Source organism: Kribbella sp. VKM Ac-2571, assembly GCF_004362255.1.
GTDB classification, from domain to species: Bacteria; Actinomycetota; Actinomycetes; order Propionibacteriales; family Kribbellaceae; genus Kribbella; species Kribbella pratensis.
In genome coordinates this window covers 315,716-339,817 of record NZ_SNWS01000006.1, presented here as the reverse complement: position 1 = coordinate 339,817, position 24,102 = coordinate 315,716, and the positions used below count along the sequence as shown (strand labels likewise).

Annotated in this window: 29 protein-coding genes; 18 read left to right on the top strand and 11 right to left on the bottom strand. The window is 68.0% G+C overall.

Annotated elements, in window-relative coordinates; translation table 11 throughout:
* Window positions 1-8 precede the first annotated feature (8 nt).
* Entirely contained in the window at window positions 9-419 is a 411-nt protein-coding gene (locus EV651_RS16340) for a hypothetical protein (RefSeq protein WP_133786028.1), read from the top strand.
* On the opposite strand, the gene EV651_RS16335 is transcribed toward EV651_RS16340, so the two are convergent.
* Entirely contained in the window at window positions 413-1,105 is a 693-nt protein-coding gene (locus EV651_RS16335; protein WP_238156920.1) for a DedA family protein, read from the bottom strand. The genes EV651_RS16340 and EV651_RS16335 overlap by 7 nt on opposite strands.
* 60 nt (window positions 1,106-1,165) lie before the next feature.
* Here EV651_RS16335 and EV651_RS16330 point away from each other — a divergent pair, with 60 nt between their 5' ends.
* A complete protein-coding gene (locus EV651_RS16330; RefSeq protein ID WP_133786027.1) occupies window positions 1,166-1,792 on the top strand; it encodes a TrmH family RNA methyltransferase in 627 nt (208 codons plus the stop codon).
* Here EV651_RS16330 and EV651_RS16325 read toward each other — a convergent pair.
* On the bottom strand, window positions 1,774-2,196 hold the full coding sequence (locus tag EV651_RS16325; protein ID WP_133786026.1) for a MarR family winged helix-turn-helix transcriptional regulator: 423 nt from the start codon (window positions 2,194-2,196) through the stop codon (window positions 1,774-1,776). The genes EV651_RS16330 and EV651_RS16325 overlap by 19 nt on opposite strands.
* Before the next feature lie 49 nt (window positions 2,197-2,245).
* Here EV651_RS16325 and EV651_RS16320 point away from each other — a divergent pair, with 49 nt between their 5' ends.
* The 3 genes from EV651_RS16320 to EV651_RS16310 all read left to right on the top strand — a co-directional run bounded on the left by EV651_RS16320 (window position 2,246) and on the right by EV651_RS16310 (window position 4,727).
* Entirely contained in the window at window positions 2,246-3,289 is a 1,044-nt protein-coding gene (locus EV651_RS16320; RefSeq protein WP_133786025.1) for an FUSC family protein, read from the top strand.
* Window positions 3,279-4,448, top strand: a complete 1,170-nt coding sequence (locus tag EV651_RS16315) for an alpha-amylase family protein (RefSeq protein WP_133786024.1) — start codon at window positions 3,279-3,281, stop codon at window positions 4,446-4,448. Before EV651_RS16320 ends, EV651_RS16315 begins: the two co-directional genes overlap by 11 nt.
* Window positions 4,449-4,541: 93 nt before the next feature.
* Window positions 4,542-4,727, top strand: coding sequence for a hypothetical protein (locus EV651_RS16310; protein WP_133786023.1), 186 nt, complete (start codon window positions 4,542-4,544; stop codon window positions 4,725-4,727).
* Here the strand turns inward: EV651_RS16310 and EV651_RS16305 are convergent.
* Genes EV651_RS16305 through EV651_RS16295 form a run of 3 tightly spaced genes read right to left on the bottom strand, consistent with a single transcriptional unit; the run spans window position 4,724 to window position 8,464 of the window.
* On the bottom strand, window positions 4,724-6,457 hold the full coding sequence (locus EV651_RS16305) for an FAD-dependent monooxygenase (RefSeq protein WP_133786022.1): 1,734 nt from the start codon (window positions 6,455-6,457) through the stop codon (window positions 4,724-4,726). The genes EV651_RS16310 and EV651_RS16305 overlap by 4 nt on opposite strands.
* A complete protein-coding gene (locus tag EV651_RS16300; protein ID WP_133786021.1) occupies window positions 6,454-7,326 on the bottom strand; it encodes an intradiol ring-cleavage dioxygenase in 873 nt (290 codons plus the stop codon). Before EV651_RS16300 ends, EV651_RS16305 begins: the two co-directional genes overlap by 4 nt.
* A gap of 16 nt (window positions 7,327-7,342) precedes the next feature.
* A complete protein-coding gene (locus tag EV651_RS16295; RefSeq protein ID WP_133786020.1) occupies window positions 7,343-8,464 on the bottom strand; it encodes a maleylacetate reductase in 1,122 nt (373 codons plus the stop codon).
* Between the two features lie 64 nt (window positions 8,465-8,528).
* On the opposite strand from EV651_RS16295, the gene EV651_RS16290 reads away from it, so the two are divergent.
* Together EV651_RS16290 and EV651_RS16280 are read left to right on the top strand one after the other, a co-directional pair.
* On the top strand, window positions 8,529-9,311 hold the full coding sequence (locus EV651_RS16290; RefSeq protein WP_133786019.1) for an IclR family transcriptional regulator C-terminal domain-containing protein: 783 nt from the start codon (window positions 8,529-8,531) through the stop codon (window positions 9,309-9,311).
* A gap of 64 nt (window positions 9,312-9,375) precedes the next feature.
* Window positions 9,376-10,311 (top strand): DUF1905 domain-containing protein, encoded by a 936-nt coding sequence (locus EV651_RS16280; protein WP_202870348.1) that lies wholly within the window; start codon window positions 9,376-9,378, stop codon window positions 10,309-10,311.
* Between the two features lie 6 nt (window positions 10,312-10,317).
* Here the strand turns inward: EV651_RS16280 and EV651_RS16275 are convergent, their stop codons facing one another.
* Window positions 10,318-10,737, bottom strand: coding sequence for a VOC family protein (locus EV651_RS16275; protein WP_133786018.1), 420 nt, complete (start codon window positions 10,735-10,737; stop codon window positions 10,318-10,320).
* A gap of 247 nt (window positions 10,738-10,984) precedes the next feature.
* A complete protein-coding gene (locus EV651_RS16265) occupies window positions 10,985-12,004 on the bottom strand; it encodes an SIS domain-containing protein (RefSeq protein ID WP_133786017.1) in 1,020 nt (339 codons plus the stop codon).
* A 139-nt stretch (window positions 12,005-12,143) separates the two neighbouring features.
* On the opposite strand from EV651_RS16265, the gene EV651_RS16260 reads away from it, so the two are divergent.
* Both EV651_RS16260 and fbaA read left to right on the top strand, forming a co-directional pair.
* Window positions 12,144-12,863 (top strand): GntR family transcriptional regulator, encoded by a 720-nt coding sequence (locus EV651_RS16260; protein ID WP_130388014.1) that lies wholly within the window; start codon window positions 12,144-12,146, stop codon window positions 12,861-12,863.
* Between the two features lie 192 nt (window positions 12,864-13,055).
* Window positions 13,056-14,081, top strand: a complete 1,026-nt coding sequence (gene fbaA / locus EV651_RS16255; protein WP_133786016.1) for a class II fructose-bisphosphate aldolase — start codon at window positions 13,056-13,058, stop codon at window positions 14,079-14,081.
* A gap of 227 nt (window positions 14,082-14,308) precedes the next feature.
* On the opposite strand, the gene EV651_RS16250 is transcribed toward fbaA, so the two are convergent.
* From EV651_RS16250 to EV651_RS16240, 3 genes are read right to left on the bottom strand one after another with little or no spacing between them, the layout of a single operon-like run.
* Window positions 14,309-15,283 (bottom strand): type IV toxin-antitoxin system AbiEi family antitoxin domain-containing protein, encoded by a 975-nt coding sequence (locus EV651_RS16250; RefSeq protein WP_238156919.1) that lies wholly within the window; start codon window positions 15,281-15,283, stop codon window positions 14,309-14,311.
* Window positions 15,284-15,328: 45 nt separating this feature from the next.
* Window positions 15,329-16,093 carry a GNAT family N-acetyltransferase gene (locus tag EV651_RS16245; RefSeq protein ID WP_133786015.1) on the bottom strand — a complete coding sequence of 255 codons (765 nt, stop codon included), beginning with the start codon at window positions 16,091-16,093 and terminating at the stop codon, window positions 15,329-15,331.
* A 12-nt stretch (window positions 16,094-16,105) separates the two neighbouring features.
* The gene (locus EV651_RS16240) at window positions 16,106-16,555 is read right to left on the bottom strand and encodes an HNH endonuclease (RefSeq protein ID WP_131335989.1); all 450 of its coding nucleotides are present in this window, start codon (window positions 16,553-16,555) and stop codon (window positions 16,106-16,108) included.
* A 143-nt stretch (window positions 16,556-16,698) separates the two neighbouring features.
* Between EV651_RS16240 and EV651_RS16235 the strand changes: the two genes are divergently transcribed.
* The 5 genes from EV651_RS16235 (at window position 16,699) to EV651_RS16215 (ending at window position 20,387) form a co-directional block, all read left to right on the top strand.
* Window positions 16,699-17,106 (top strand): DUF3151 domain-containing protein, encoded by a 408-nt coding sequence (locus tag EV651_RS16235; protein WP_133786014.1) that lies wholly within the window; start codon window positions 16,699-16,701, stop codon window positions 17,104-17,106.
* 42 nt (window positions 17,107-17,148) lie between these two features.
* A complete protein-coding gene (locus tag EV651_RS16230; RefSeq protein ID WP_202870347.1) occupies window positions 17,149-17,907 on the top strand; it encodes a 2-phosphosulfolactate phosphatase in 759 nt (252 codons plus the stop codon).
* A gap of 154 nt (window positions 17,908-18,061) precedes the next feature.
* Entirely contained in the window at window positions 18,062-19,267 is a 1,206-nt protein-coding gene (locus tag EV651_RS16225) for an MFS transporter (RefSeq protein ID WP_133786012.1), read from the top strand.
* A 108-nt stretch (window positions 19,268-19,375) separates the two neighbouring features.
* On the top strand, window positions 19,376-20,014 hold the full coding sequence (locus EV651_RS16220) for a DUF433 domain-containing protein (RefSeq protein WP_202870346.1): 639 nt from the start codon (window positions 19,376-19,378) through the stop codon (window positions 20,012-20,014).
* A complete protein-coding gene (locus EV651_RS16215) occupies window positions 19,992-20,387 on the top strand; it encodes a hypothetical protein (RefSeq protein WP_133786011.1) in 396 nt (131 codons plus the stop codon). The genes EV651_RS16220 and EV651_RS16215 overlap by 23 nt, the downstream gene beginning before the upstream one ends.
* A gap of 24 nt (window positions 20,388-20,411) precedes the next feature.
* Here the strand turns inward: EV651_RS16215 and EV651_RS16210 are convergent, their stop codons facing one another.
* Complete coding sequence (locus tag EV651_RS16210; protein ID WP_133786010.1) at window positions 20,412-21,230, bottom strand: helix-turn-helix transcriptional regulator; 819 nt, start codon at window positions 21,228-21,230, stop codon at window positions 20,412-20,414.
* Between the two features lie 57 nt (window positions 21,231-21,287).
* Here EV651_RS16210 and EV651_RS16205 point away from each other — a divergent pair, with 57 nt between their 5' ends.
* From EV651_RS16205 to EV651_RS16190, 4 genes are all read left to right on the top strand, one after another.
* The gene (locus EV651_RS16205) at window positions 21,288-21,773 is read left to right on the top strand and encodes a VOC family protein (RefSeq protein WP_133786009.1); all 486 of its coding nucleotides are present in this window, start codon (window positions 21,288-21,290) and stop codon (window positions 21,771-21,773) included.
* 270 nt (window positions 21,774-22,043) lie between these two features.
* The gene (locus EV651_RS16200; protein WP_133786008.1) at window positions 22,044-23,324 is read left to right on the top strand and encodes an adenylosuccinate synthase; all 1,281 of its coding nucleotides are present in this window, start codon (window positions 22,044-22,046) and stop codon (window positions 23,322-23,324) included.
* A 77-nt stretch (window positions 23,325-23,401) separates the two neighbouring features.
* The gene (locus EV651_RS16195) at window positions 23,402-23,692 is read left to right on the top strand and encodes a hypothetical protein (RefSeq protein WP_133786007.1); all 291 of its coding nucleotides are present in this window, start codon (window positions 23,402-23,404) and stop codon (window positions 23,690-23,692) included.
* Entirely contained in the window at window positions 23,689-24,096 is a 408-nt protein-coding gene (locus EV651_RS16190) for a PIN domain-containing protein (protein WP_133786006.1), read from the top strand. Before EV651_RS16195 ends, EV651_RS16190 begins: the two co-directional genes overlap by 4 nt.
* Window positions 24,097-24,102 lie beyond the last annotated feature (6 nt).

The window sequence follows — 24,102 nt, the reverse complement described above, 5'->3', positions numbered from 1 at the left end:
GAGGACCTATGGCCTGGGGGGACGTAGTCGTGGATGGCCGGAACGTCCCGCGGGTGGCAAACCCGCGGGACACCGAGGCGGCCCTCAACTGGCAGTTGGAGCGGGTCGGATCGGCAGCCTGGCTGGACTGGCCGCTGAAGTTCCAGCGGATGGCATTCGGTTATGCGCACGACAGCGGCTGGCACGACGCAGCTGACGCGGTTCGGTGGCTCGACCACCACGCCCTGCTCCGTGAAGGGGCAGCGCCACGGGGGGCGCTGGTCTGGTACCAGGCGGCAGATCGGATCCGGGTGGCTTGTTCACTCGGCTCCGGTCAGGTGGTCGGCCCGCTGCCGACCGGACCGGTCGAGGCCGCCGAGCTGTCGTTGCTCAGCACCGACTGGGTCTGGTCGGAGCCGCACTTTCCTTTCGGTCACTGACCGTTGCTCACCTGGTGCTTCGGTGCCGCGTGCTTCGGGGCGTCGCCGGTCTTGCGGTTGCGGCGCCGGGCCAGGAAGAACTCGACGACCATCGGGATCAGCGAGACCAGGACGAGCAGGATCAGCGCGGACTCGAGATGGTTGTGGATGAACTGCACGTTGCCGAGCGCGTGGCCGAGCAGCGTGATGCCCGGCGCCCAGATCACCGCGCCGACCCCGGTCCAGAGGAAGAACTTCTTCGGGTCCATCTTCCCGGCGCCGGCCACGATCGTGATGAACGTCCGGACGATCGGCACGAAGCGCGCCATCACCAGGGCGCGCGGACCGTACCGCTCGAAGAACTCATGCGTTTGCTCGATGTACTTCGGTTTCAGGAACCGGGCGTTCGGATTCCGGAACAGCGACGTACCCAGGGCCCGGCCGATGTAGTAGCCGGAGACGTTGCCGAGGAACGCGGCGACGGTCAGCAGCACACAGGCCAGCCAGAGCGGCACGTTGATGGAGCCTTGCGCGATGAACAGGCCGACGGCGAACAGCAGCGAGTCACCGGGCAGGATCGGGAACAGCACCCCGCACTCGATGAACACCACCACGAGCGTGCCCCAGAGGGCCCAGTTACCCATCCAGTGCAGGAGGTACTCAGGGTCCATCCAGTTGGGCATCAGCATCGCGACAAGAGGGAGCACGCGGACAGGGTAGCGTCCCGACCTGTGCATGAGCTGAGTAGCGACGTCCGGGGAGCGGACATGGTGGGCCCGAGCGAGGTCGGGGTCGGTCCGTGGGAGGGCGACTGGCCGGACGATCCGCGGTTGGACGCGGAGCTGCTCGCGGGCGGGGATCGGCGCAATGTCGTGGACAAGTACCGGTACTGGAAGCTCGAGGCGATCGTCGAGGACCTGGACCGGCAGCGCAACCCGTTCCACGTCGCGATCGAGAACTGGCAGCACGACCTGAACATCGGCTCGGTCGTCCGGACCGCCAACGCGTTCCTCGCGTCGGAGGTCCACATCGTCGGCAACCGGAAGTGGAACCGCCGCGGCGCGATGGTCACCGACCGCTACCAGCACGTCCGCCACCACCCTCAGCTGGCGGACCTGGCGTCGTACGCCGCTGAGCGCTCGCTGGCCGTGATCGGTATCGACAACCTCCCGGGCTCCGTGCCGTTGGAGACCTACGACCTGCCCCGGGAGTGCATCCTGCTCTTCGGTCAGGAAGGGCCCGGGCTCACCGAGGACGCACACGCTGTGTGCAGCGCGGTGCTGTCCATCGCACAGTTCGGTTCGACTCGGTCGATCAACGCCAGTGCCGCGGCCGCGATCGCCATGCACGCCTGGATCCGCCGCCACACCTTCGGTCAGCCGTCGAGCAGCTGATCGAGGATTCCGGCCGCCAGTTGCAGTACTGCGCGCTCGGTCGGATTGAGGCGCTGGGCGATCGCCTCGGCGAGCCAGTCATCCGAGCTCTTCACGTGTTCCTCGAGCAGTTGCCGCCCGCGATCGGTCAGCTCGATCGTGTGCCGGCGGCGGTCCTGCGTGTCCTGCTGCCGCGAGATCAGCTGTTGCTCTTCGAGACTCGCCAGCACCCGCGTCAACGACTGCGGCTGCACCCGTTCGGCCGCCGCGATCTCGCTAGCAGTGAGCGCCCCACGCCGATGGAGCTGCCCGAGCACCGCGACCCCCGTGCTCCCTAGTCCGTCGCCAACTCGCTCGGCCCGCAACCGCAACGCCAACCGCGTGCTTGCCCGGCGCAGCGCCACTGCCGTTTCATAAGCTTCCATCAACTAACCGTCTCTTCTGTACGCTCACAAATGCTAAGCTCAGCTTACTATGAGCGCGCAGGTCATCCATTGGTCGCGGGACACGCCTGTGTTCCCGGCTCAGCTGGTGACCGCCGCCCTCGCGATGGCCGGACCGATCACGTACGGCGTGACCACCGGCCACCTCGCCCACGCCTCCTTTGCCGCACTCGGCGCCATGGCCACCGGAAACTTTGTGCACCCACCAACCATTTCCAGACCGTTTACATGGTTGGCCGGTGCTCGAAGTCGCGCTTTGTGGTTGGTGCGTGCTCAAGGTCGCGCCGGGGTGCTGGTGACCGGGGCCGCGTTGATGGGGGCGTGGTTGGGGGGTCGTGGGTGGGTGGGCGCGGTCGGGGTGGTGGTGCTGGCTGCGATTTCGGCGGTGGTTGGCGGGTTCAGTCGGTGGACGGCTGACGTGGTGGCGCGGTTCATCACGTTTCTGGTGATGGCGACCGGGCTGGGTGGGGCGGTCTGGGAGGTCGCTCGGTGGTTTGCGCTCGGGGTGGCGTGGGCGATCCTGCTCGGGCTCGCGGCGGCCGCGTTCCCGGCCCCGGTCGCCCCGGCCGGCGGCGTGCCGACGTACCGGCAGCTGTGGGTGCGTTGGTGGGGAGGCCTGCATCGCTTCGAGGGATGGCAGTACGCCGTACGCCTGGTGCCCGCGCTAGCGGTGGCCGAGGTGATCGGCGTGCTGTGGCATCAGGAGAAGAGCTACTGGATCGCGCTCGCCGTGGTGATCGTGGTTCGGCGCCGGGGCGGGTCGTTGCTTCGGGCAACACAGCGTTGCCTGGGCACGTGCGTCGGCGTACTCGTCGGCGGCGCGCTCGTTGTCTGGGTGCCACCGTCCGGGGCGATCGTGGCAGTGGTCGGTATCCTCGCCGGACTACGACCGCTGCTGAAGGAACGCAACTACGCGGCCTACGCCGCCGTCATGACCCCGCTCGTCGTCCTCCTGATGGACCTCGGCCGTACGCCGGAACTCTCGACGATCGGGTACCGCCTGATCGACACCGTGATCGGCTGCCTGATCGCGATCCTTCCTACTCTGATTCTGCGGAGGCGACATGCGGCCTGATCACGCGATCTGGTGGCAGATCTACCCGCTTGGCTTCACTGGGGCTGAGGCGACGGCCCGGCAGGCGGTCGTGCATCGCCTGCCGCAACTGGAGAACTGGCTCGGCTACGCGATCGACTTGGGGTGCAACGGGATCCTCCTCGGGCCTGTCTTCGCCTCCGAAACGCACGGCTACGACACGGTCGACCACTTCCGGATCGACCCGCGCCTCGGGGACGACACCGACTTCGACCACCTGATCGCCCAGGCTCACGCACGCGGCCTCAGGGTCGCCCTCGACGGCGTCTTCAACCACGTCGCGCGTTCCTTCGCCCATCCGGAGTGGTTCGGCGCCGGCACCTTCGAAGGGCACGAGCATCTGGTGGCGCTCGACCACAGCAACCCCGAGGTCGCGCAGTATGTCGGTGACGTGGTGCAGTTCTGGACCGACCGCGGTGTCGACGCGTGGCGCCTGGACGCGGCGTACGCCGTACCGCCTGAATTCTGGCGTGAGGCACTGCCGCGGGACCGCGACACCTGGTACTTCGGTGAGGTGATCCACGGCGACTACGCCGCGTACGTCGCGAAGAGCGGGCTCGATTCCGTCACGCAGTACGAGCTCTGGAAGGCGATCTGGAGTTCGCTCAACGATCGCAACTTCTACGAGCTCTCGTACGCGCTCGGCCGGCACAACGCGCTGCTCGACACGTTCGTCCCGCAGACGTTCGTCGGCAATCACGACGTGACACGGCTAGCGACCCGGCTCGAGGACGAACGCCATCTCGGCCATGCGTTGGCGATCCTGTTCACGGTCGGCGGCGTACCGAGCGTCTATTCGGGCGACGAGCAAGGGTTCCGTGGTCTCAAGGAGGATCGCGCCGGCGGGGACGACGCGATCCGGCCGGCGTTCCCCGAGTCGCCCGGCGAGCTCGCGCCGTACGGACGGCCGACGTACCGCCTGCACCAGGAACTCATCGGCGTACGACGGCGGCATCCGTGGCTGACCCGGGCCCGGACGACCGTCGAGCATCTCACCAACGAGTCACTCGCGTTGCGAAGCACGCACGGTGAGGAGTCGGTCCTCCTGCTGCTGAACATCTCCGATCAGGAGCAGCGGTTCCCGCTCGCGGACACCCCACCCGTCCCGGCCCACAGCTGGGAATTGTTGACAGGTCCGTAACCTTCCTCCGCTTGCGCCCGTTGTACTCGGTGAGACAGAAGTGAGGCTTCTCGTCGCGCCGGTTCTGGTGACGGGACACATGGGGGTTTGCTGATGAACACTCTGTGGGACGAACTGATACACGAGCTGGGCACCGTGCGCGCGTTGAGCGCCGCAGCTCTGGAGGCGCGGTCGGAGACCTCGCGGGTCGCGCTGCTCACCTTGCTGGACGCCGAGACCGCGGAGATCTCGGCGATCCTCGACCGCATCCTCCGCTCAGAAGTCTCGTCAGCCGCCTAGGCCCTGCCTAGCAACCTGCTGATCGCCTGCTTCAGCGTTTCGGTCGCGTCGTCGGGCTGGTCGAACGCGCGGTACGCGATGTGCGCGTCGGGCCGGACGAGCAGGCAGCCCTCGTCCGGGATCTCGCGCACCCGCGCCCAGTCGCCGTACAGGTCGTCCAGCTCACGACCCGGACCGATCACGAACGGCTCGATCGGTATGCCGAGCTGCTCGGAGACGGACTGTGCCGCCTTCACCCACGCGTCGCCGCCGATGCCGGTGAGGAGGGTGAACCGGCCCTTCCCGACCACGTCCAGCGTGCTCACGGTGTCCGATCCGCGCGTCAGCCAGCAGTGCGGGATCCGGGCGCCCGGCCAGGTCGTCGGGTGGTAGTACAGCTCGTGATCCCGCTCGTACGGCGGCTCCGGCGTACCGTCGTCGACCACGGCAGACGAGCGGTAGCGCTGCCCGAGCTCGACACCGTGCGCGTTGAACTCGTAGTCCTTCAGCTCGATCGCCTTCCGCAGCTCCTCGCGCTGCGCGGCGCCCTCCGGGGTGTCGTCCTTGCGCGACTCGATCGTCCGCCCGGCCGGCGCGTCCGGCGTCATGCCGAGCGCCCGGAAGATCTGGCCGAACTGATTGCGGCTCTTGTTGGCGCGCTCAACGATCTGCCGCGCGATCGGGGCACGCTCGGCGTCGTAGCTCTGCAGCAGCTCGGGAGCGGCCTGGCCCTTGAGGACCAGAGCGAGTTTCCAAGCCAGGTTGTACGCGTCCTGGATCGAGGTGTTCGACCCGAGCCCGTTGCTCGGCGGGTGCCGGTGGATCGCGTCGCCCATACAGAACACGCGGCCCTTGGAGATCTTCTCGGCGTACATGTGGTTGACGCTCCAGACCGACGTACTCTTCAGCTTCACGTCGATCGTGTCGTCGCCGACCAGGTTGTGCACGATCTCGGTCGCCATCGCCTCGTCGACCACCGGGGCGGGCTGGTTGATGTCGTAGCCCCAGACGACGAGCCATTCGTTCCACGGGCGGACCATCCGGACGAGGCCCGCTCCGATCCCGCCGATCTGCGCACCGGGCTGGAGGACCCAGTACAGAACGCTCGGGCGATGGGCGACGTACCGGCTCAGGTCGGCCTCGAAGACGATGTTCATCGAGCCCTCGATGTCCATTGCACCGGCCATCGGCAACTCGAGGTCCTGGGCAACCTTGCTCCGCCCGCCGTCGGCGCCGATCAGGTACTTGGCGCGGATCTGATACGTCGTGTCGCTCAGCCGGTCCCGCACCGTGGCGGTGACGCCGTCGTCGTCCTGCTCCAAGCTCACGTACTCCGTGTCGAAGCGGAGCCGCGCGCCGCGACTGGCCGCCGTACTGACCAGGATCGGCTCGAACAGCGTCTGGGGGAGATCCATGGGCAGACAGGGACTCGCCTCTGTGTAGTCGGCCAGACGGCGTGGATGTGTGCCCCAGGTGCGAATCCGGCCGATCTCCTCGCCGGCGAGGCTGGTGCAGAACGCGGTCTGACCCATCAGGTCGTGCGGGGTGCCCTTGTCGGTGACCTGGTCCTCGATGCCTACATCGCGCATCAGCTCGATCGTGCGCTGGTTGGTGATGTGGGCGCGGGGCGTGTTGGCGGTCCAGCCGTACCGGGTGAGGACGATGTTGTCGACGCCGTACGTGGACAGGAAGAGAGACGCGGCGCCACCGGCCGGGCCACTACCGACGATCAGGACGTCTGTGGTGATCACTGCTGGGTCTCCTCGGTGGTGGCGAGCACCAGGTCGTAGTCGACGGTGTAGAAGGGCTGGTCCGGCGTACTGCCGTCGGGGGCCTCGGTGCCGACCGGGTGCTCGGTGAAGTCGGCGATGAGCGACTGCTTGACGCCGAACACCGCGTCCGTGTCGAGGTATTCGTCGCCTGCCGCGAAGACGTGCGTGATCAGGCGGCTGTACCCAGGGGCCGTGACCATGAAGTGGATGTGTGCGGGGCGCATCGGCCCGCGACCGCCGGCGCGGAGCAGTTCGCCGACCGGCCCGTCGTCCGGGATCGGATAGGCGACCGGCTTGACCGCCCAGAACCGATAGTTGCCGTCGGCGTCGGTCGTCAGGTGGGCGCGGTTCTGCGGGCCCTCGAGTTCCTTCTGTACGTCGTAGAACCCGTCCTCGTCGGCCTGCCACGTCTCGACGAGTGCGCCCGGGATCGGCTCGCTCTTGAGGTTGAGGACCCGCCCGCTCACCAGGCACGGCTGTCCAGGGGCACCGTTCGCGATGTCGCCGCCGAGCTGTACTTCGGGAGATCCCTCGACGAAGAACGGCCCGAACACCGTGGACTGCGTGGCCTCGGGCGGTTTCCGGTTGCCCAGGCCGACGGTGAGCATCGACAGCCCGAGTACGTCGGCCAGCAGCACGAACTCCTGTCGCGTGCCGGTCGAGATCTGACCGGTCCGGGTCAGGAAGTCGATCGCGGTGAAGTACTCGTCCTCGGTGAGGTCGACCTCGCGTGCGAACGCGTGCAGGTGGCGCACGAGGGCGCTCATCACCTCCCGGTAGCGGTCGCTCGGGCTGTCCCCGAAGCTGGCCACCACGGCCGCGGTCAGATCATCGCCTTGCAGGTCCATCCGGTCTCCTCGCTCATCAAGGTCGCGTACCGGACCAGGCGCGGGTCAGGATTCCCCGCACCAGGTCCTCCGTCACCGGGATCGGGTTGTCCGTGGGCTTGAACGCCGCGGTTGCGTCCGCGACCTGCGCCTCGGTCAAGCCCAGCTCCCGCAAACTCGTTGGCACTCCCGCTGCCTGGAACAGGTCGAACAATCCGCCGGCCAGGTCGGTTGCGCCCAGGGCCGCTTCCAGTCGCGTTTTCGCTTGTGGAACTGAGGAAGCGTTTACGCGGGCAACCTGAGGAAGGACGGCCGCATGCGTCTCCGCGTGCGGCAGGTTGTAGGTGCCGCCCAGCAGATGGCACAGCTTGTGATGCAGGCCGGTCCCAGCTGTCGCCAATGCCGAGCCCGCCAAGCAGGCGCCGTACAGAAGGTTGCTTCGAGCATCTAAGTCGTCAGGGGCTCGCAACACTTCCCGCATTCCGTTGCTCAACGCCCGCAGCCCTTCCACTGCGATCAGCTCCGTGATCGGATCGGCCTTCGGTGTCCAGACCGCCTCCACACAATGCGCGATCGCATTCGCGACACTCGCCGCCGTCACCTTCAACGGCAATTCCCGGCTCAACACCGGGTCGTAAATCACCACCCGAGGCAATACCCGCACATCAGCCCCGGTGCTCTTACGACCAGCTGTCGTCTCGCCCCACACCGGCGTCATCTCAGACCCTGCATAGGTCGTGGGCACAGCAACAACCACCACCGCGCGCCCGCCGGCCGCCTCGCTTGTGGGTGGGGCGGCGGTGGTGAGGGCGATTGCTTTGGCGAGACCGATTGCAGAACCGCCACCGATGGCGACGACCGCGTCAGCTCCGGCCTCGCGTGCCTTCGCCCGCGCGTTCTCGGCCACCTCGGTGGGGACGTGCTGCGCCACGCCGTCGATCCGGCCGGCGAACAAGTCACCCAGTTGCGCCTCGACCCCGTCGGCCGCTGACTGCGCGGAGTTCGTCGCGATCACGAGCACCCGCCGTACCCCGAGCGCTTCGACCTCGGTCGCGACCCGGTCGAGCGAGCCTGCCCCGAACACCACGCGCCCGGGCAGGAACGTGTGCACGAACCCCGCGCTGGAGGGCGCCGCCTCAGGGTCGACTGGACGTGGCATCGGCAGCTCCGCTAGGATTTCGCTCAGCGAATAGTTCTTCTTTCAACGAAAAGTAGGCTAGCCGATGCCGGGTGACGCGTCTACAGGCACGTTTCTGCAGGGTCTGGAGCGAGGCCTCGCGGTGATCCGCGCGTTCTCCGCCGACGCGCCGTCGTTGACCCTCAGTGAGGTGGCGCGCGCAGTAGGCATCACACCCGCGACAGCGCGCCGGATCCTGCTCACGCTGGAGGAACTCGGCTATGTACGCAGCGACAACCGCCGCTTCTCCCTCACCCCGCGCGTCCTCGCCCTCGGCTGGGCGTACCTCTCCTCCCTGGATCTCGGCGAGCTCGCAGGCCCGTTCATGGAGGAACTGAGCGCCAAGACCCGCGAGTCCTGCTCGATCGCAACCCTCGACCTCCCGGACATCGTGTACGTCGCCCGCGTGCCGACCAGCCGGATCATGACGGTGGCGCTCGGAGTCGGCGCCCGGCTGCCGGCGTACCCGACCTCGATGGGCCGGGTCCTCCTCTCCGCCCTGCCCGACGAAGACCTCATGGCGTACCTCGAAACCCTGCAGGCCGAGCCGCTCACCGATCGCACGATCACGGCCCCGGACGACCTGCGCGCCAGCATCACCCAGGCCCGCGCCGACGGTTACGCGCTTGTCGACCAGGAACTCGAACTCGGCCTCCGCTCCATCGCTGCCCCCATCCACGACTCCCGCGGCCGCGTCATCGCCGCACTCAACGTCTCCGCGCACGCCTCCCGATCGACCTCGACGTCCCTCTGCGAAGAATTCCTCCCGCACCTTCAGCAAGCCGCCACCCAGATCACTACTGCCCTGACCCACCGCGGCAACTTCTGATCGACCGGAAATCGGTGCCGAATCCGGAAGCAGGCCGTCCGGAACCGGATCTAGCATCTGACCCATGGATCAGTCGTTCAGCGGCGAGGTCATCGAGTGGCGCGGCCCAGCGCCGTACTTCTTCGTCCCCGTGCCGGAGGAGGAAGGCGACGCGCTGCGGGCCGTCGCCTCAGCTGCCAGCTACGGCTGGGGGATGCTGCCGATTCGCGCCCGGATCGGCAGCACCGAGTGGAAGACGTCCCTGTACCCGAAGGACGGCAGCTACCTGCTCCCGCTGAAGGACGCAGTACGCAAGCCGCACGGACTGGACGCGGGCGACACCGTGGATGTCCGGCTCATGCTGGACGCGCTGCCCGAGAGGGAGAAACGCCCCGCACCTCCACGGATGCCCCGCCCATCGGGCTCCCGAGAACCGATCGCCGCGGAACAACTCACGATCGTCCCCGCGAACCAGGCGACCGCCGAGGAGCTCAAGGCGATCTTCGGTACCAGCGGGGACACCGCGCGCTGCTCGTGCCAGCGGTTCCGGATGCTGCCCAAGGAGTCCTGGGCCTCGGAGGGACCCGAAGAGCTCGCCGCCCGGCTGCGCGACCAGACCGCCTGCGGAAACCCCAAGGCCAAGACCACGAGCGGCCTGGTCGCGTATCTCGATGGCGAGCCCGTCGGCTGGTGCGCCGTCGCGTCGCGCGCCGACCATCCGAGGCTGCGCCGCGACAACCGCGTCCCTTGGCTGGGCCGCAATGAGGACAAGGCCGACACGACTGTTTGGGCCGTGACCTGCTTCGTCACCCGCGTGGGCTATCGGCGCCGCGGCATCAGCCGTGCGCTCGCCCGAGCCGCCGCCGACTTCGCCCGTGAACGCGGCGCCCGCGCCGTGGAGGGCTACCCGGACTTCGTCGACGGCGGATCGGTCGGCACCCTCGGCACGTTCGCCGACGCCGGCTTCGCCGAGGTGAGCCGGCCGGGCAAACGCCGCGCGGTCATGCGGATCGACTTCTGAACAGCCTCAGGCCTTCAGTTCTTCGAGAATCTGCAGGTAGTGCGGGTTGTTCATGATGCCGATGAGGTTGCCGAACGGGTCGACGACCGACGCGGTGCGGAAGCCCGTGTTGTTGCCTCGCTCAACGATTCCCTCGTTGAGCGTCGCCCCGAGCTCCAGCAGCCGCGCGAGCGTGCCCTCCAGGTCGTCGACGTGCCAGTTGACGATCGCCCCGGCCGCCACCGGCCCGACCTGGTGCGTCGCGTACTTGGCGTCGATGATTCCCAGCTCGCACTGCAAGTCCCCGAACCGGAACTCGACGTACGCCGGCTCCTCCGCGGTCGGCACGGCGTAGTACGCCTCGATCCCCAGCAACTCCTCGTACCAGCGCCGCGCCGCCTTCACATCGCCCGCGTAGAAGCTGACAGTCGCAAGCCCTCGCAACATCGTGGTGGTCCTCTCTCAGGTGTTGCCCCGGTTGATGACCACCACGATTCCACCCAAAGTGCTCACCGAGTGAGCACTTTGTCGAGGTCCGGTCTGGTGATCCATCGCCTACTGCGGGGCACTCGGCACGGCACCTCGCCGCACGGGTGCAAAGGCCACGATGCTCCGCATCGAGACCTTCGCCCCCGCACGCCGATGCACCGCACCGAGCACCTCCTCGCGACGGCGCTGGATCACCAGACCGGACCTAGTCGGTTTGGGTGACCTTGCGGAGGCCGCGAGGGGCGTCGGGGTCGAGGCCGAGTTTGCGGGCCAGGAGCTCGATGGCGCGTTGGGCCGGGATGACCAGGGCGAGCGGGGCCAGGGTTTCAGGGAGGTCGGGGCCGGCCAGGTTCACGTCGCAGCGGGAGGCGAAGGTCGGGTCGCCGCCGATGCCGAGGATCTTGCTGCCCTTCTCGCGGACGATGCCGGCCAGCTCGGTCATACCGGCCAGTGCGGGGCCCTCGCCCGCCGCGACCAGGATCGTCACCAGGTCGGAGTCGACGACCGCGATCGGGCCGTGCTTCAGGTCGGCGTACGACAGTCCGCGGACCGGCTGCAGGCAGGTCTCCTCGAGCTTCAGCGCGACCTCGAGCGTCGTGCCGAAGGTCAGTCCGCGACCGCTCGCGAGCACGTCGTGCGCCGCCGCCAACAGGTCCGCCGCCGCCTCGACCGACCCGGACAGCATCTTGGTCGCGGCGTCCGGGACTCGGGCGATGTCGGCGTCGAGCGTCCCCGGCCGCGGCGCGAGCGCGTCCACGGCGACCGTGATCGCGGCCAGCTGCGTCGTGTACGTCTTCGTGGCCGGTACGGCGAGCTCCTGGCCGGCCTGCGTGATGAGGGCGACGTCCGCCGTCGAGGCCAGCGGGCTGTTGCCGTCGTTCGTGATGCCGACGATCGCCGCGCCGTTCCGCTTCGCCCACTCGGCGGTGTCGACGATCTCCTGGGTCGCGCCCGACTGGCTGACCGCGACCACCAGCGAGTTCGAGAGGTCGAGGTTCGCGCCGTACAGCGTGGCCACCGAAGGGGCGGCCAGTGACGCCTGCCGGCCGGCGTGGATCTCGGTCAGGTAGCGGCCGTAGACCCCCGCGTTGTCGGACGATCCGCGCGCCACGAAGATCACGTTCCGGCGCCCGGCGGCCAGCCGGGTGATGTCGTGCCGCAGCGGCAGGACATGCTCGAAGGTCGCGGCGAGCGCGGCCGGCTGCTCGGCGATCTCGGCCGCCATCCGGGTCTCTTGGGCGGGGACAGACACCACTACGATCACTGGTCCTATCTGGTCTTAACAGGTATGCTGCGCACGATAGCAGTGAGCGGCGTCCCGGGGCACCCCCGAGACCCGCCCAGGTCTGGAGGATCGAAATTCCATGGTGGCGACGAAGCGGGCCCAGGTCCGATCGGTGCTGGAACGGCTGATCGACGTCGAGCTGCATCCGGGGGACCCGATCCCCTCCGAACGGGCCCTGGTGGACAAACTGAACGTCTCCCGGGTGACCGTCCGGCAGGCGATCAGCGACCTGGTCGAGTCCGGCGCCCTGGAACGGGTGCACGGCAAGGGGACCTTCGTCACCGGTCCGCAGGTCGACTCGCAGCTGCACCTGACCTCGTTCTCCCGGGAGATGCGGGCCCGTGGGCTCGAGCCCGGGACCGTAGTGCTGTCGGCCAGCGAGATCGAGGCCTCCGACGAGACCGCGAAGGGCCTGCGGGTCGCGAAGGGCACCAAGGTGATCCGGGTCGAACGGCTCCGCACGGCCGACGCGTCGCCGATGGCCTACGAGGTCGGCTACTACCCGTCCGCGCTCTTCCCCGGCCTGCTCGGCCGCGAGCTCGGCACTCTCTACGACGTCTTTGCCAGTGAGTACGACGTCGTCGTCACCTCCGGTGAGCAGACCGTCCGGGCGGACAACGCCGACGGTCATGTCGCCCGGGTGCTCGGCGTGGCCCGGCGGGCACCCCTGCTGGTCCTCGAGCGCACCACCTTCGCCGGCCGCAAGGTCGTCGAACTGTCCTGGTCGGCCTACCGCGCCGATCGCTACCGGCTGCACATGGCCCTGACCCCCCGCGGCCCGCGCACCGGGTCGGCCTGAGTCCGACGCGCGGCCGTCATCGGGCCGCAACGAACTGGACCTGTCCTGTTCATCAACTGGTCTGCATCCCTGCCGATCGCTCCCCGGCCACCGGGCCGGCTCGGCAGGTGGGCCGCCGGATCCGACGAAGCACCCGGCGGCAATACTGGAGCCGAACCCCCGAGAACTGTGTTGTGAGGAGTACCGCGAGACATGCCTATTGCAACCCCTGAGGTCTACGCCGAGATGCTGGACAAGGCCAAGCAGAACCGCTTCGCCTACCCGGCCATCAATGTCAGCTCCTCGCAGACGCTGATCGCCGCGATCCGCGGTTTCGCCGAGGCGGGCTCGGACGGCATCGTCCAGGTCTCCACCGGCGGTGCCGACTACCTGTCCGGTTCCACCGTTAAGAACATGGTGACCGGCTCGGTCGCCCTGGCCGCCTACGCGCACGAGGTCGCCAAGAACTACCCGGTGAACATCGCGCTGCACACCGACCACTGCCCGAAGGACAAGCTCGACGGCTTCGTCCGGCCGCTGCTGGCGATCTCCGCCGAGCGCGTCGCCCGGGGCGAGAACCCGCTGTTCCAGTCGCACATGTGGGACGGCTCGGCGGTGCCGCTGACCGAGAACCTGGAGATCGCCAAGGAACTGCTGGCCCAGACGGCCGCGGCGAAGATCGTCCTGGAGATCGAGGTCGGCGTCGTCGGCGGCGAGGAGGACGGCGTCGCCAACGAGATCAACGAGAAGCTGTACACCACCGTCGAGGACGGCCTGGCCACGGTCGAGGCGCTCGGCACCGGTGACCACGGCCGCTACCTGACCGCGCTGACCTTCGGCAACGTGCACGGCGTCTACAAGCCGGGCGCGGTCAAGCTGCGGCCGGAGATCCTCGCGGAGATCCAGGACGCGGTCGGCGCCAAGGTCGGCAAGGAGCGCCCGTTCGACCTGGTGTTCCACGGCGGGTCCGGCTCGACGCTCGAGGAGATCCGGGCGGCGGTCGACAACGGCGTCATCAAGATGAATGTCGACACCGACACGCAGTACGCGTTCACCCGGCCGGCGGCGGGGCACATGTTCGCCAACTACGACGGTGTACTGAAGGTCGACGGCGAGGTCGGCAACAAGAAGGCCTACGACCCGCGCTCGTGGGGCAAGGCGGCCGAGGAAGGTATGGCGAAGCGCGTCGCCGAGGCGTGCGAGGACCTTCGCTCGACGGGCACGTCGCTGAACGCCTGACATCATCTGGTCCTCCTGTAGGGGGTCTGTGAAGGGCTCACCGCCATCGGGCGGTGGGCCCTTCTGTCACATTCGGGCAAGGTTCTGTCTGGTGATCCATCGCCTACTGCGGGGCACTCGGCACGGCACCTCGCCGCACGGGTGCAAAGGCCACGATGCTCCGCATCGAGACCTTCGCCCCGCACGCCGATGCACCGCACCGAGCACCTCCTCGCGACGGCGCTGGATCACCAGACAGAACCGAGGTCGAAGTGGCGGATTCCGGTGCGGCGGGCGGCTCGGGTGAACGTGGTACGGATGCGGTCGGCCACGGTCGGTGGGTCGGCGAGGTCGGCCCAGGAGATCCAGCAGTGCTCGACGGGTTGCGGTCCGTCGGGTTCGGCGGCGGCCGGCTCGGGCACCGGCTCCTCGGTGGAAGGCTCGAATTCCTCGCACCAGAACGGAAAACGCGGTTCGAACTCCACGACGGTGCGCTCGTCGGGAAACCACAGGCCTTCGGCAGCGGATCCGTCGGGATCAGCTGCTTCGGAATCGGGTGGTGGTGACGGGCTGGGTGCGGGGAGACCCGCGTCGGCGAGGATGACGCGCAGGCGGGACTCGGCGATCGAGGCCGATCCGGTGAGCTGGTCGAGGACTCTGGAGGCCCGCCTGGCGCCGTGGTCGAGCGTCGCGACCGCGCGGTTCAACGTGCGCCGGTTGACGAGTCCGGCGTACATCGCGGCGTCGGCGAGCACAATCGCGGGCGCGGGTGGTGCGGTCGCGGCCACCTCGGCGATCGCGCGGGCGGGCGAGGCCATCCGCAGCCTGTTCCAGAGTTGGACGCCCGGGCCCACTGGGTCGCGGATGTGGCGGTGGACGCCGCGTAGACGGCCGGAGCGTCCGTCCGCGGCGGTGACGTGGACGCGGGTCAGGTCGAGACCCCAGACAGGCAAGGCGTGCAGGGCCGCGGCCGACTGATGGCTGGCGAAGACGCCAGACCCGCTGGCGCGCAGGACCTGGTAGATCCGGCGCAGGTAGAGGACCTCGTCGGTGACGAGCATGAGTGAACGGTGAGCGGCATAGCTCCCGCGCCGGATCCGTCGCCAGGAGCCGGACTGCAGCAGGGAATCGATATCAGCGTCGTGGTAACCCGAGGCACGTGCGTCGGCCCGGGTGAACACACCACCCCGGATCGACGCCATCACGGCAAGTTGAGGATTCATGCCCAAGAACGTGCCGCGATCCGACCCCGCCCGGACCCACGATTTTCAATCTGTGGAGAACTCGTGCCGCACCCAGACGTTCGGCTCGACGTACACCGCGCGATCAGCGACGACGTCGCACTCCACCGGAACCAGCGCGCCTGGGACCTCGACAGGACCGCTGCGGTCGAACGGAAGCCCGGTCCAGGAGCGCCATTCCGCCAGGGATCCCGAGATCACCCAGGATGCCGGCGCGACGCCGGCGATTCGGCCGCCGGTGCGAACGTGGGTGCGCAGCCACGGGTCGAGGGGGAGACCGTCGGGGCGAGTGCGGAAGGCGTAGTCGTCCATCTCGACCGACGGCTCGAGATGCTTGTGCGTCGGGCGTACTGGCGCGTCGAGAGCGTTGAGGCCGAGCCCGGCGGCTGCCTCGCGGAGCGCGGTGAGGAGGAGGGAGGCGACGCCCTCGCCCTGGAAGTTACGGGCGACGCTGATGTTCAGGGCGCAGGCGGTGTCAGGTGGTACGCCGCGGCGGATGTCGGCGAATGCCCGGACGACTGACTGTTCCCAGCCTCCGGCGGGAAAGTTGCCGTCGGAGAGTTGGACAGCGTGGGCGTCGCCGACGGGTTTGCCGTCCGAGGTGGCGATCAGACAGGTGTCGGCGAACGTCTCGACCGTCTGGGCGAAGTAGGCCTCGGAGACGCGGTTGTGGCGCATGAAGGCCGGCCAGTCGCCCACGTCGATGTCGGCGTGGGCGAGGTCCGGGCGGTCAGCGACAGTGCTGATCTCGAGGATGCGCCCCGAGGGAAGCCGATGCCTGGAAACGGGCATAAAAAATGCCCGTCATGTGTCTATGACGAGCTCTGCGCGGGTTGGTACCCAGGGTTGCCAGAGGAGGGGCATGCCGGCCTCGGACGGGGTGCGGTTGCCTTTCCGCTCGTTGCACGAGGCATGGGCGGCGACAGCGTTCAGCCACTCGGTGCGGCCGCCTCTGGACCTGGGTTGGACGTGGTCCATGGTGTCGGCGTTCTCGAGACCGCAGTACGCGCACCGGAACTTGTCCCGCCGCAGTACACCGTGCTTGCTGTACTTCATCCGGCCCGCCGCGTAGCGCCAGTGGGTCACGACGTACCGGACCAGGCGGAGGACTCGAGGAACCGGAAACGGGCCGATAGTTCGCTCTCCGTGCGACTCTTCGACCACTGCGACCTCCCGCACCAGCATCCGGATGGCGTGCTGGATCGAGACGGTGTGCAGCGGTTCGTACGACGCGTTCAGGACTATGACGCTCATCCGGTGCCTCCTTCCGGCCGTAGCTGGGAACCACGGCGGTTGATGCAGGGTCTCAAGCATCCGTGGCCGCCGGGTGAACGGTCAACGGATTTCGCCAGACGGTCACGTGCCGGTACGGCTGCGTGATCGGCGAAGATGTGCTTATGGAATTGAACAATCTGCTCTCAGGTCCACCCGAGACACTACTACCGGTCGACCCGGCCGCGGCGGAACTCGCCGACGGGGCCGCTCCGGCCGACGTCGCGGCCAAGTACCCGACGTCGTCGCTGGCCTGGGCGGTGCTCGCCGAGGGGGCGCTCGCGGACGGGCGCACGATCGAGGGGTACGCGTACGCGCGCACCGGCTACCACCGGGCCCTCGACCTGCTCCGCCGGAACGGCTGGAAGGGCCACGGGCCGGTGCCGTGGGAGCACGAGCCGAACCGTGGATTCCTGCGCGCGCTGGCGGCGCTGGGCAAGGCCGCGGCGCTCATCGACGAGAAGGACGAGGCCGAGCGCTGCGCCACGTTCCTGCGCGACTCGTCGCCGGCTGCTGCCGACGCTCTGAGCTGAACCTGCTTGTGGGGTTGGGCGCCCGGCGGAATGATCTGCCGGGTGACCAGCCCTTACGCGCAAGCCGGATTCGGCATCGGGTTCGAGTGGGGGCCGGTCGGCGCCGGGGTCGTTGCCGGCGACATCGTCGCGGTCGTCGACGTGCTGTCGTTCACCACAGCGGTGACCGTCGCGGCCGACCTCGGGATCGACGTCTATCCGTACCGGTGGCGCGACGAGACGGCGGTCGCGTACGCCGAGCGGCACGGCGCCACGCTCGCGGTCGGGCGGTCCGCGGCCGGTCCTGACGACGTAAGCCTCTCGCCGGTGTCGATCAGGCGAGTGACCGGAATCACCAGGTTGGTGCTGCCCTCGCCCAACGGATCGACCATCGCGAAGCAGTTGAGTGACAGCGGCGCCGTGGTGGTCGCGGTGTCGCTGCGTAACCGAGCCGCGGCTGCCGAGTGGGTGACGAAGCAGTTGGCCAAGCAGTTGACGGAGCGGCCGACGGTGAAGGTCGTGGCGATTGCCGCGGGCGAGCGATGGAAGGACGGGTCGCTCAGGCCCGCGGTCGAGGACCTGTGGGGTGCCGGCGGGTTCCTGAGTGCGCTCCAGGGTGCCAACCTCTCCCCGGAAGCACGGGCGGCGGTTGCGGCGTACGACGCGGTCGCGGACGAGCTGCCTGCGCTCCTGCACGAGTGCGCCGGCGGTCGCGAACTCACGCAGTACGGCTATCCGCAGGACGTCGCGATCGCGGCCGAGGTGGATGAAAGTCGCAGCGTGCCCGTGCTCCGGGACGGTATGATGTTCCGGTCAACCTGAACTATCGAGGTTTCTGCCCGTTGACAGTGCCGGCAGGCGGTGAGCGTCCCCGCTGCTTGTCGAACATGGACGGTTCTTGGCGGACGGACAGACCGGCGAAGCTGGACGCCCACGGTCGGGTCCCCGCCCCAACAGGGCAGCGGAAGGTCTCACCGTGCCGGCTCTCACCGGACGGATCGACACGCCCACCAACACCTACGCAGCGGTACTGCGTACTCCCGGCGCGTGGAAGTTCTACCTAGCAGCGGCCCCGGCGCGGATCGGGATCGCCATGACCGGCCTCGGCATCGTCTGGCTGGTCCACGGATCGACTGGCTCGTACGCCGCAGCAGGTAGCGTCACCGGCGGCTTCGCCGTCGCCGAAGCGGTCGCCGGACCGCAGGTCGCCCGGCTGATCGACCGTTTCGGTCAGACCCGGATGTTGCCCGTGACACTGCTGGCGCACGCCACGACGATGGCGTTGCTCATCGGCCTCACGGTCTCGCACGCCTCCCTGTGGTCACTCGTCGTGGCCGGCGTCCTCGCCGGTGGATCGCTACCGCAGCTGAGTGCGCAGACTGGGGCGCGTTGGTCGCACGCACTCCGGGACACGCCGCTCCTGTCCACAGCGTTCGCCTTGGAGGCGTTCAGCGTCGGCGTCGCTTTCATGGTCGGCCCTGGACTGGTCGGCATCGTGAGCTCGTCCAGCAGCCCGGCCATAGGTTCGGTCCTCGCGACGAGTCTCCTGCTGTCCGGCGGCTGCTTGCTGGCAGTGCAGCGAGGTACTGCGCCGCCGCCGAGCGCGTCAGGTCGCCACCAGAGTCCCAAACGCTTGCTGCACAAGCGATTCGTCGGCCTGGTCGGCACGAACGTCGGCATCGGCCTGTTCTTCGGCAGCATGCAGGTCTCCGTCACAGCCTTCGCAGTCGCACGAGGTACGCCGGGTCTCGCCGGGCCGCTCTACAGCATCACCAGCCTGGTGAGTCTGTTCGCGGGTCTCCTGTACGGCGCGAGGCGCTGGCGGATCGCTCCGGAGACGCAGTTCGTGATCGCCTTCGTCTGGCTGACTGTGAGCTGTCTGCCCTTGATTGCGGTGCACACCCCACTGACCGCAGCTCTCGCGTTGACGCTTCCCGGCCTGGCGATAGCGCCGTTCCAGACTCTGTCGGCGGTGCTGACCGAGTCGGCTGTCGACTCCGCGGTCCTGACCGAGGCCTTCACCTGGGTCAACTCAGGCGGTGCCGCCGGCATGGCGCTCGGCTCAGCGTTCGCCGGCTGGGTCGTCGACGGCCACAGCCCGCAGTACGGCTTCACCGTCGCACTCGGAGCAGCCCTGATGGCAACGATGATGGCGATGACGGTGAGGCTCAGCGGTAGGTGATCTGATTGTGCGCCGAGCCGGGGCGGTTTTGTCGGCGAGGTCTGAGAGACTTCGTCACACAGCGTTCTGCAGCGCAATCTCGGCTGCGTGATGGAGAGGAGAAAGTCAATGACGGATATCTACTCGACGCCACTCCTCACTGCGCGCGAGGCGGCAAGGACCCTCAAGATGCCCGAATCGACCCTGGATGCCTGGCTCGCCGACGGGTCGCGACCCTCGCTCGTACATGCCGTCCATCCTGAGCGACGCGGATGGCCTCGTGTGCCGTTCGTGGGTGTTGTCGAAGCATTCGTCTTGCGAACTCTTCGTGAGCTGGGCTTCTCGATGCCCGACATCCGGCGGGCTGCCGATCTGGTGCGTTCCGAGTTCCAGGATCCGTATGCCTTGGCACGTGAGCGGATCGCGACCGATGGCGTTGGGCTCTTCGTCCGGATCGCGGACCAGTCCTTCATCCATGCCCGGGACGACCAGCTTGCCATCCCTGAGGTCATCGCCGAATATCTGACGTACATCAGCTGGGATGCGGAGGGAAACCCGGCGCGTCTGCGTCTGCCACAGTATCCGGCCCGGGCTGAGGTGGTGATCGACCCGAGCTTCGGTTGGGGTGCGCCGGTGCTTGCGAAGAGCAAGGTCCCAGTCGATGCGTTGGTCTCCTTGTGGCGAACTGGAGAACCGATCAGCGTCGTTGCCGACGAGTACGACTTGCCTGCGGACGTAGTCGAAGATGTGCTCCGCCAAGCTGCCTGAGTATTTCTTCGACCGTAGACTTGGGAAAGCGTCCGCAGCGCGGCTTCGCGAGCACGGCTGGACCATTCACCTGATCGCGGATTTCTATCACAACGACGCGACGCGGATCCCAGACGAGGAGTGGATCGCGGAGGGCTGCTCACGTGGCTGGCTCCTGCTCACCAAGGACAAACGTATCCGCTACCGAGAGCACGAGCTGAGTGCTTTGGATGCCGGCCACCTCTTCTGCCTTGCCTCGGGGAACTTGAGTCTGGACGAGATGGCCAGGCGCTTCATCGATGCCGAACGCGCGATGCTTGCCGCGAGTCGCCGAGTATCGGTTGGCTTCTGGCACGTACATGCCGCAGGCCGGATCGCAAAGATGTGGCCCTGACTGTTCGTCCTTCAGAGCGTGGGCTCAGTGGTAGGTGATTTGGCGTTCGGCTGCGGCGCGTGCTGCGTATTCGGCGGGGGTCAGTCCGATCTGCTGCTTGAACTCCTTGGAGAAGTGGGCCTGGTCGAAGTAGCCGAGGGAGGCGGACAGTTCCGCGAGCTCGGCGACTTCGCCCCGGGCGAGCAGCTCCGCGCCGTCGTGCAGCCGATAGCGTCGCAGCACCCACTTCGGACCCACGCCGACGTACCGCCGAAAGAGCCGCTGCAGTGTGCGGATCGGTACGCCGAAACGCTCGGTGATCTCGTCGACGCGGGCCACCGAGCGGTCGGCCGCCATCGTCGACACGATCTCCCGGACAAGCTCGTACGACGGATCGGGCGGCGCCAGGTGATCGCGGAGGAACGCCTCGAACACCGCGCGCCGCCGTACGTCGGACTCGGCCTCGAACATCAGGTCCGCGAGCCGATCGCCGTCCGGGAACACCGCGGTCAGCGGCAGCACCTCGTCGCGGAACGACCCGACGTCGAGACCGGTGATCGCGCCGAAGCCGCCGGACCAGAACTTCACCCCGAACGCACGCCCGCGCCCGCGCAGCTCCCGCTCGAACTTGCGCGTGCAGACGCCGTTCACGAACGCGCCGCCCGGCTGCTCGAACGTCACGTTCACCGCCGGGAACGGCAGCACCTCGGCCGTGTACGGCTCGTCGAGATCCCACTCGACGATCCAGTACCACTCCACGAACCGCCCCGCCTCCGGTCCCGGCGCGAGCCGGTTCAGCGAACGATGACGGGCCTGCTCGCGCGGATGCAGGATGCCCTTCTCGCTGTCGGCTGGCTGGGTCAACGGGGGCTGTCGCTTTCTTACAAGACCGTCCGGCGGTCAGCGGATTGACTGGGTGTCATGACGACGAACACGGTAAACCCCATCCCCGACGGTTATCACTCGCTGACCCCGTACCTCGCCGTCGCGGACGGGCCGAAGGCGATCGAGTTCTACCAGTCGGTCTTCGGGGCCGAGGTGATCAGCCGGCAGGACATGCCGGACGGGCGGGTCGGTCAGGCGGAGCTCAAGATCGGGAACTCGATGCTGCAGCTGAGCGACCAGATGCCGCAGATCGGGCTGCGGGCACCGAACGGCGAGTGGGTGCACTCCTCCCTGGTGCACTACGTCCCGGACGTGGACGCGACGTACGCGAAGGCCGTCGCAGCCGGGGCGAAGCCGGTCGAAGAGGTACAGACGTTCATGACCGGCGACCGGTTCGGCACGGTCATCGACCCGTTCGGCCACCGGTGGGCGATCCTGACGAAGGTCGAGGACGTCTCGCCGGAGGAAGCCGACCGGCGGGTGAAGGAGTGGCTGGCCTCCAGCCCCGAGGGCTTGGACTAGCCCGGAAAAGAGGAAGCGGCCCGCCGGAACCGTCCCCTGCGGCAGTTTCGGCGGGCCGCTGACTAAGAGTGTGCATGCGCTCACGGAAAATGGCAACCCGTCACCTGCTGAAACAGTGACTTGAAACGGTCGCTGGAGGGTTGTGGACAGGCCCGTAACGAGTGAGCTTCGGTCCGGTAGGCTTTGGTCGCAAGAGCCTGGATGCGTTGCCGGATGAATGTCCGGTGAACGTCTCCGGGCTTCACCGTTTCAAAGCACAGGAGGGCTGAGATGCCCGCAATCGTGCTCGTCGGCGCCCAATGGGGCGATGAGGGCAAAGGCAAGGCGACCGATCTGCTCGGCAACACGGGCGAGGTCATCGACTACGTGGTGAAGTTCAACGGCGGTAACAACGCCGGCCACACGGTCGTGATCGGGTCCGAGAAGTACGCGCTGCACCTGCTCCCGAGCGGCATCCTCACACCGGGTGTCACCCCGGTGATCGGCAACGGGGTCGTGGTCGACCTCAGCGTGCTGTTCGAGGAGCTCGACGCGCTGCAGGCGCGCGGAGTGGACACATCCCGGCTGGTGGTCAGCGCGAGCGCGCACGTGATCCCGCCGTACAACCGGACGCTCGACAGGGTCACCGAGCGGTTCCTCGGAAGCCGCCGGATCGGTACGACGGGCCGTGGCATCGGTCCGACGTACGCCGACAAGATGAACCGGATCGGGATCCGGATCCAGGACCTGTACGACGAGAAGATCCTCGAGCAGAAGGTCACCGGTGCGCTGGAGCAGAAGAACCAGCTGCTGGTGAAGGTGTACAACCGGCGTGCTGTCGAGATCCGCGAGGTCCTCGACGAGCTGCTCGCGTACGCCGACCGCCTGCGGCCGATGGTCGCCGACACCAGCCTGCTGCTGAACAAAGCGCTCGACGACGGCAAGACCGTGCTGATGGAGGCCGGTCAGGCCACGCTGCTCGACGTCGACCACGGCACCTACCCGTTCGTCACCAGCTCGAACGCGATCTCCGCGGGCGCGTGCACCGGCACCGGCATCCCGCCGACCCGGATCGACCGTGTGATGGCCGTCGTGAAGGCGTACACCACCCGCGTCGGCGAAGGCCCGTTCCCGACCGAGCTGCTCGACGCCGACGGCGAATGGCTGCGGACCCAGGGCGCCGAGTTCGGCGTCACCACGGGCCGTCCGCGGCGCTGCGGCTGGTACGACTCGGTCATCGCCCGGTACGCCGCCCGCGTGAACGGCGTCTCCGACTTCGTCCTCACCAAGCTCGACACCCTCACCGGTCGCGAGCGGATCCCGGTCTGCGTCGCGTACGACGTGAACGGCGTCCGGCACGACGAGATGCCGATGACCCAGACCGACTTCCACCACGCGGTCCCGGTCTACGAGGAGTTCGACGGCTGGTCCGACGACATCACCGGCTGCCGCGCGTTCGACGACCTCCCGAAGGAGGCGCAGACCTACGTCCGCGCGGTCGAGTCGCTCAGCGGCGCCCGCATCTCCGCCATCGGCGTAGGCCCCGAGCGCAGCCAGATCGTCCAGCTGTAATCGTGAGCCACCCCGGTCGGCCACCCAGGGTCGACCGGGGATTGGTGATCGTCATACCGCGGTCATACCATTGCGCCATGGCGGTGAAGAAGAAGACCTTGTCGTTTGACGAGGAGCTCTGGTCAGCGGTCGAGCGCAGGGCTCGCGCGGCCCACACGACGCCTTCGGCGTACGTCAACGAGCTGGTGGCCAAGAGTGAGCGGCTGTATCGCGGCCTGGAGGCTGTTTCGGACTGGGAGTCCGAGCACGGCGCGCTGACTGCGGAGCAACTCGACTGGGCGGATCGCGCACTGGCCGACGCACAGGATGAGTCGGTCGCCGACACGAGGCCGAGCGCCGAGGACAACGACCGGGGTCCGCGCGCGTGACACAGCTGGTCTACGACGCCGGGGCGTTGATCGCGGCAGAACGCAACGACCCGCGGTTGTGGGCGATTCACCTGCGCGCCCTCATGCGCGGTGTCGAGCCGAGCGTTCCCGCCGCGGTGCTGGCCCAGGTCTGGCGGGGACACAAGCAGCGGGACCTGCGGCGTCTCGTCGATGGGTGTGAGGTCGTTCCGCTCACACAGGATCTGGCGACCAGGGTCGGCGAGTTGCTGGCTGTCGCGGATCGGGCCGATGTCGTGGATGCGCAGGTCGTGGCCTGTTGTTTCGAATCAGCGGCGACCTGCGTCACCTCTGACCACGGGGATATCGCTCATCTGGCAGAAGCAGCGCGCACGGGAGCCTGGCGAGGCAACACCCGATGGAAGGTCCCGATCATCTCGCTCTGATCCGGC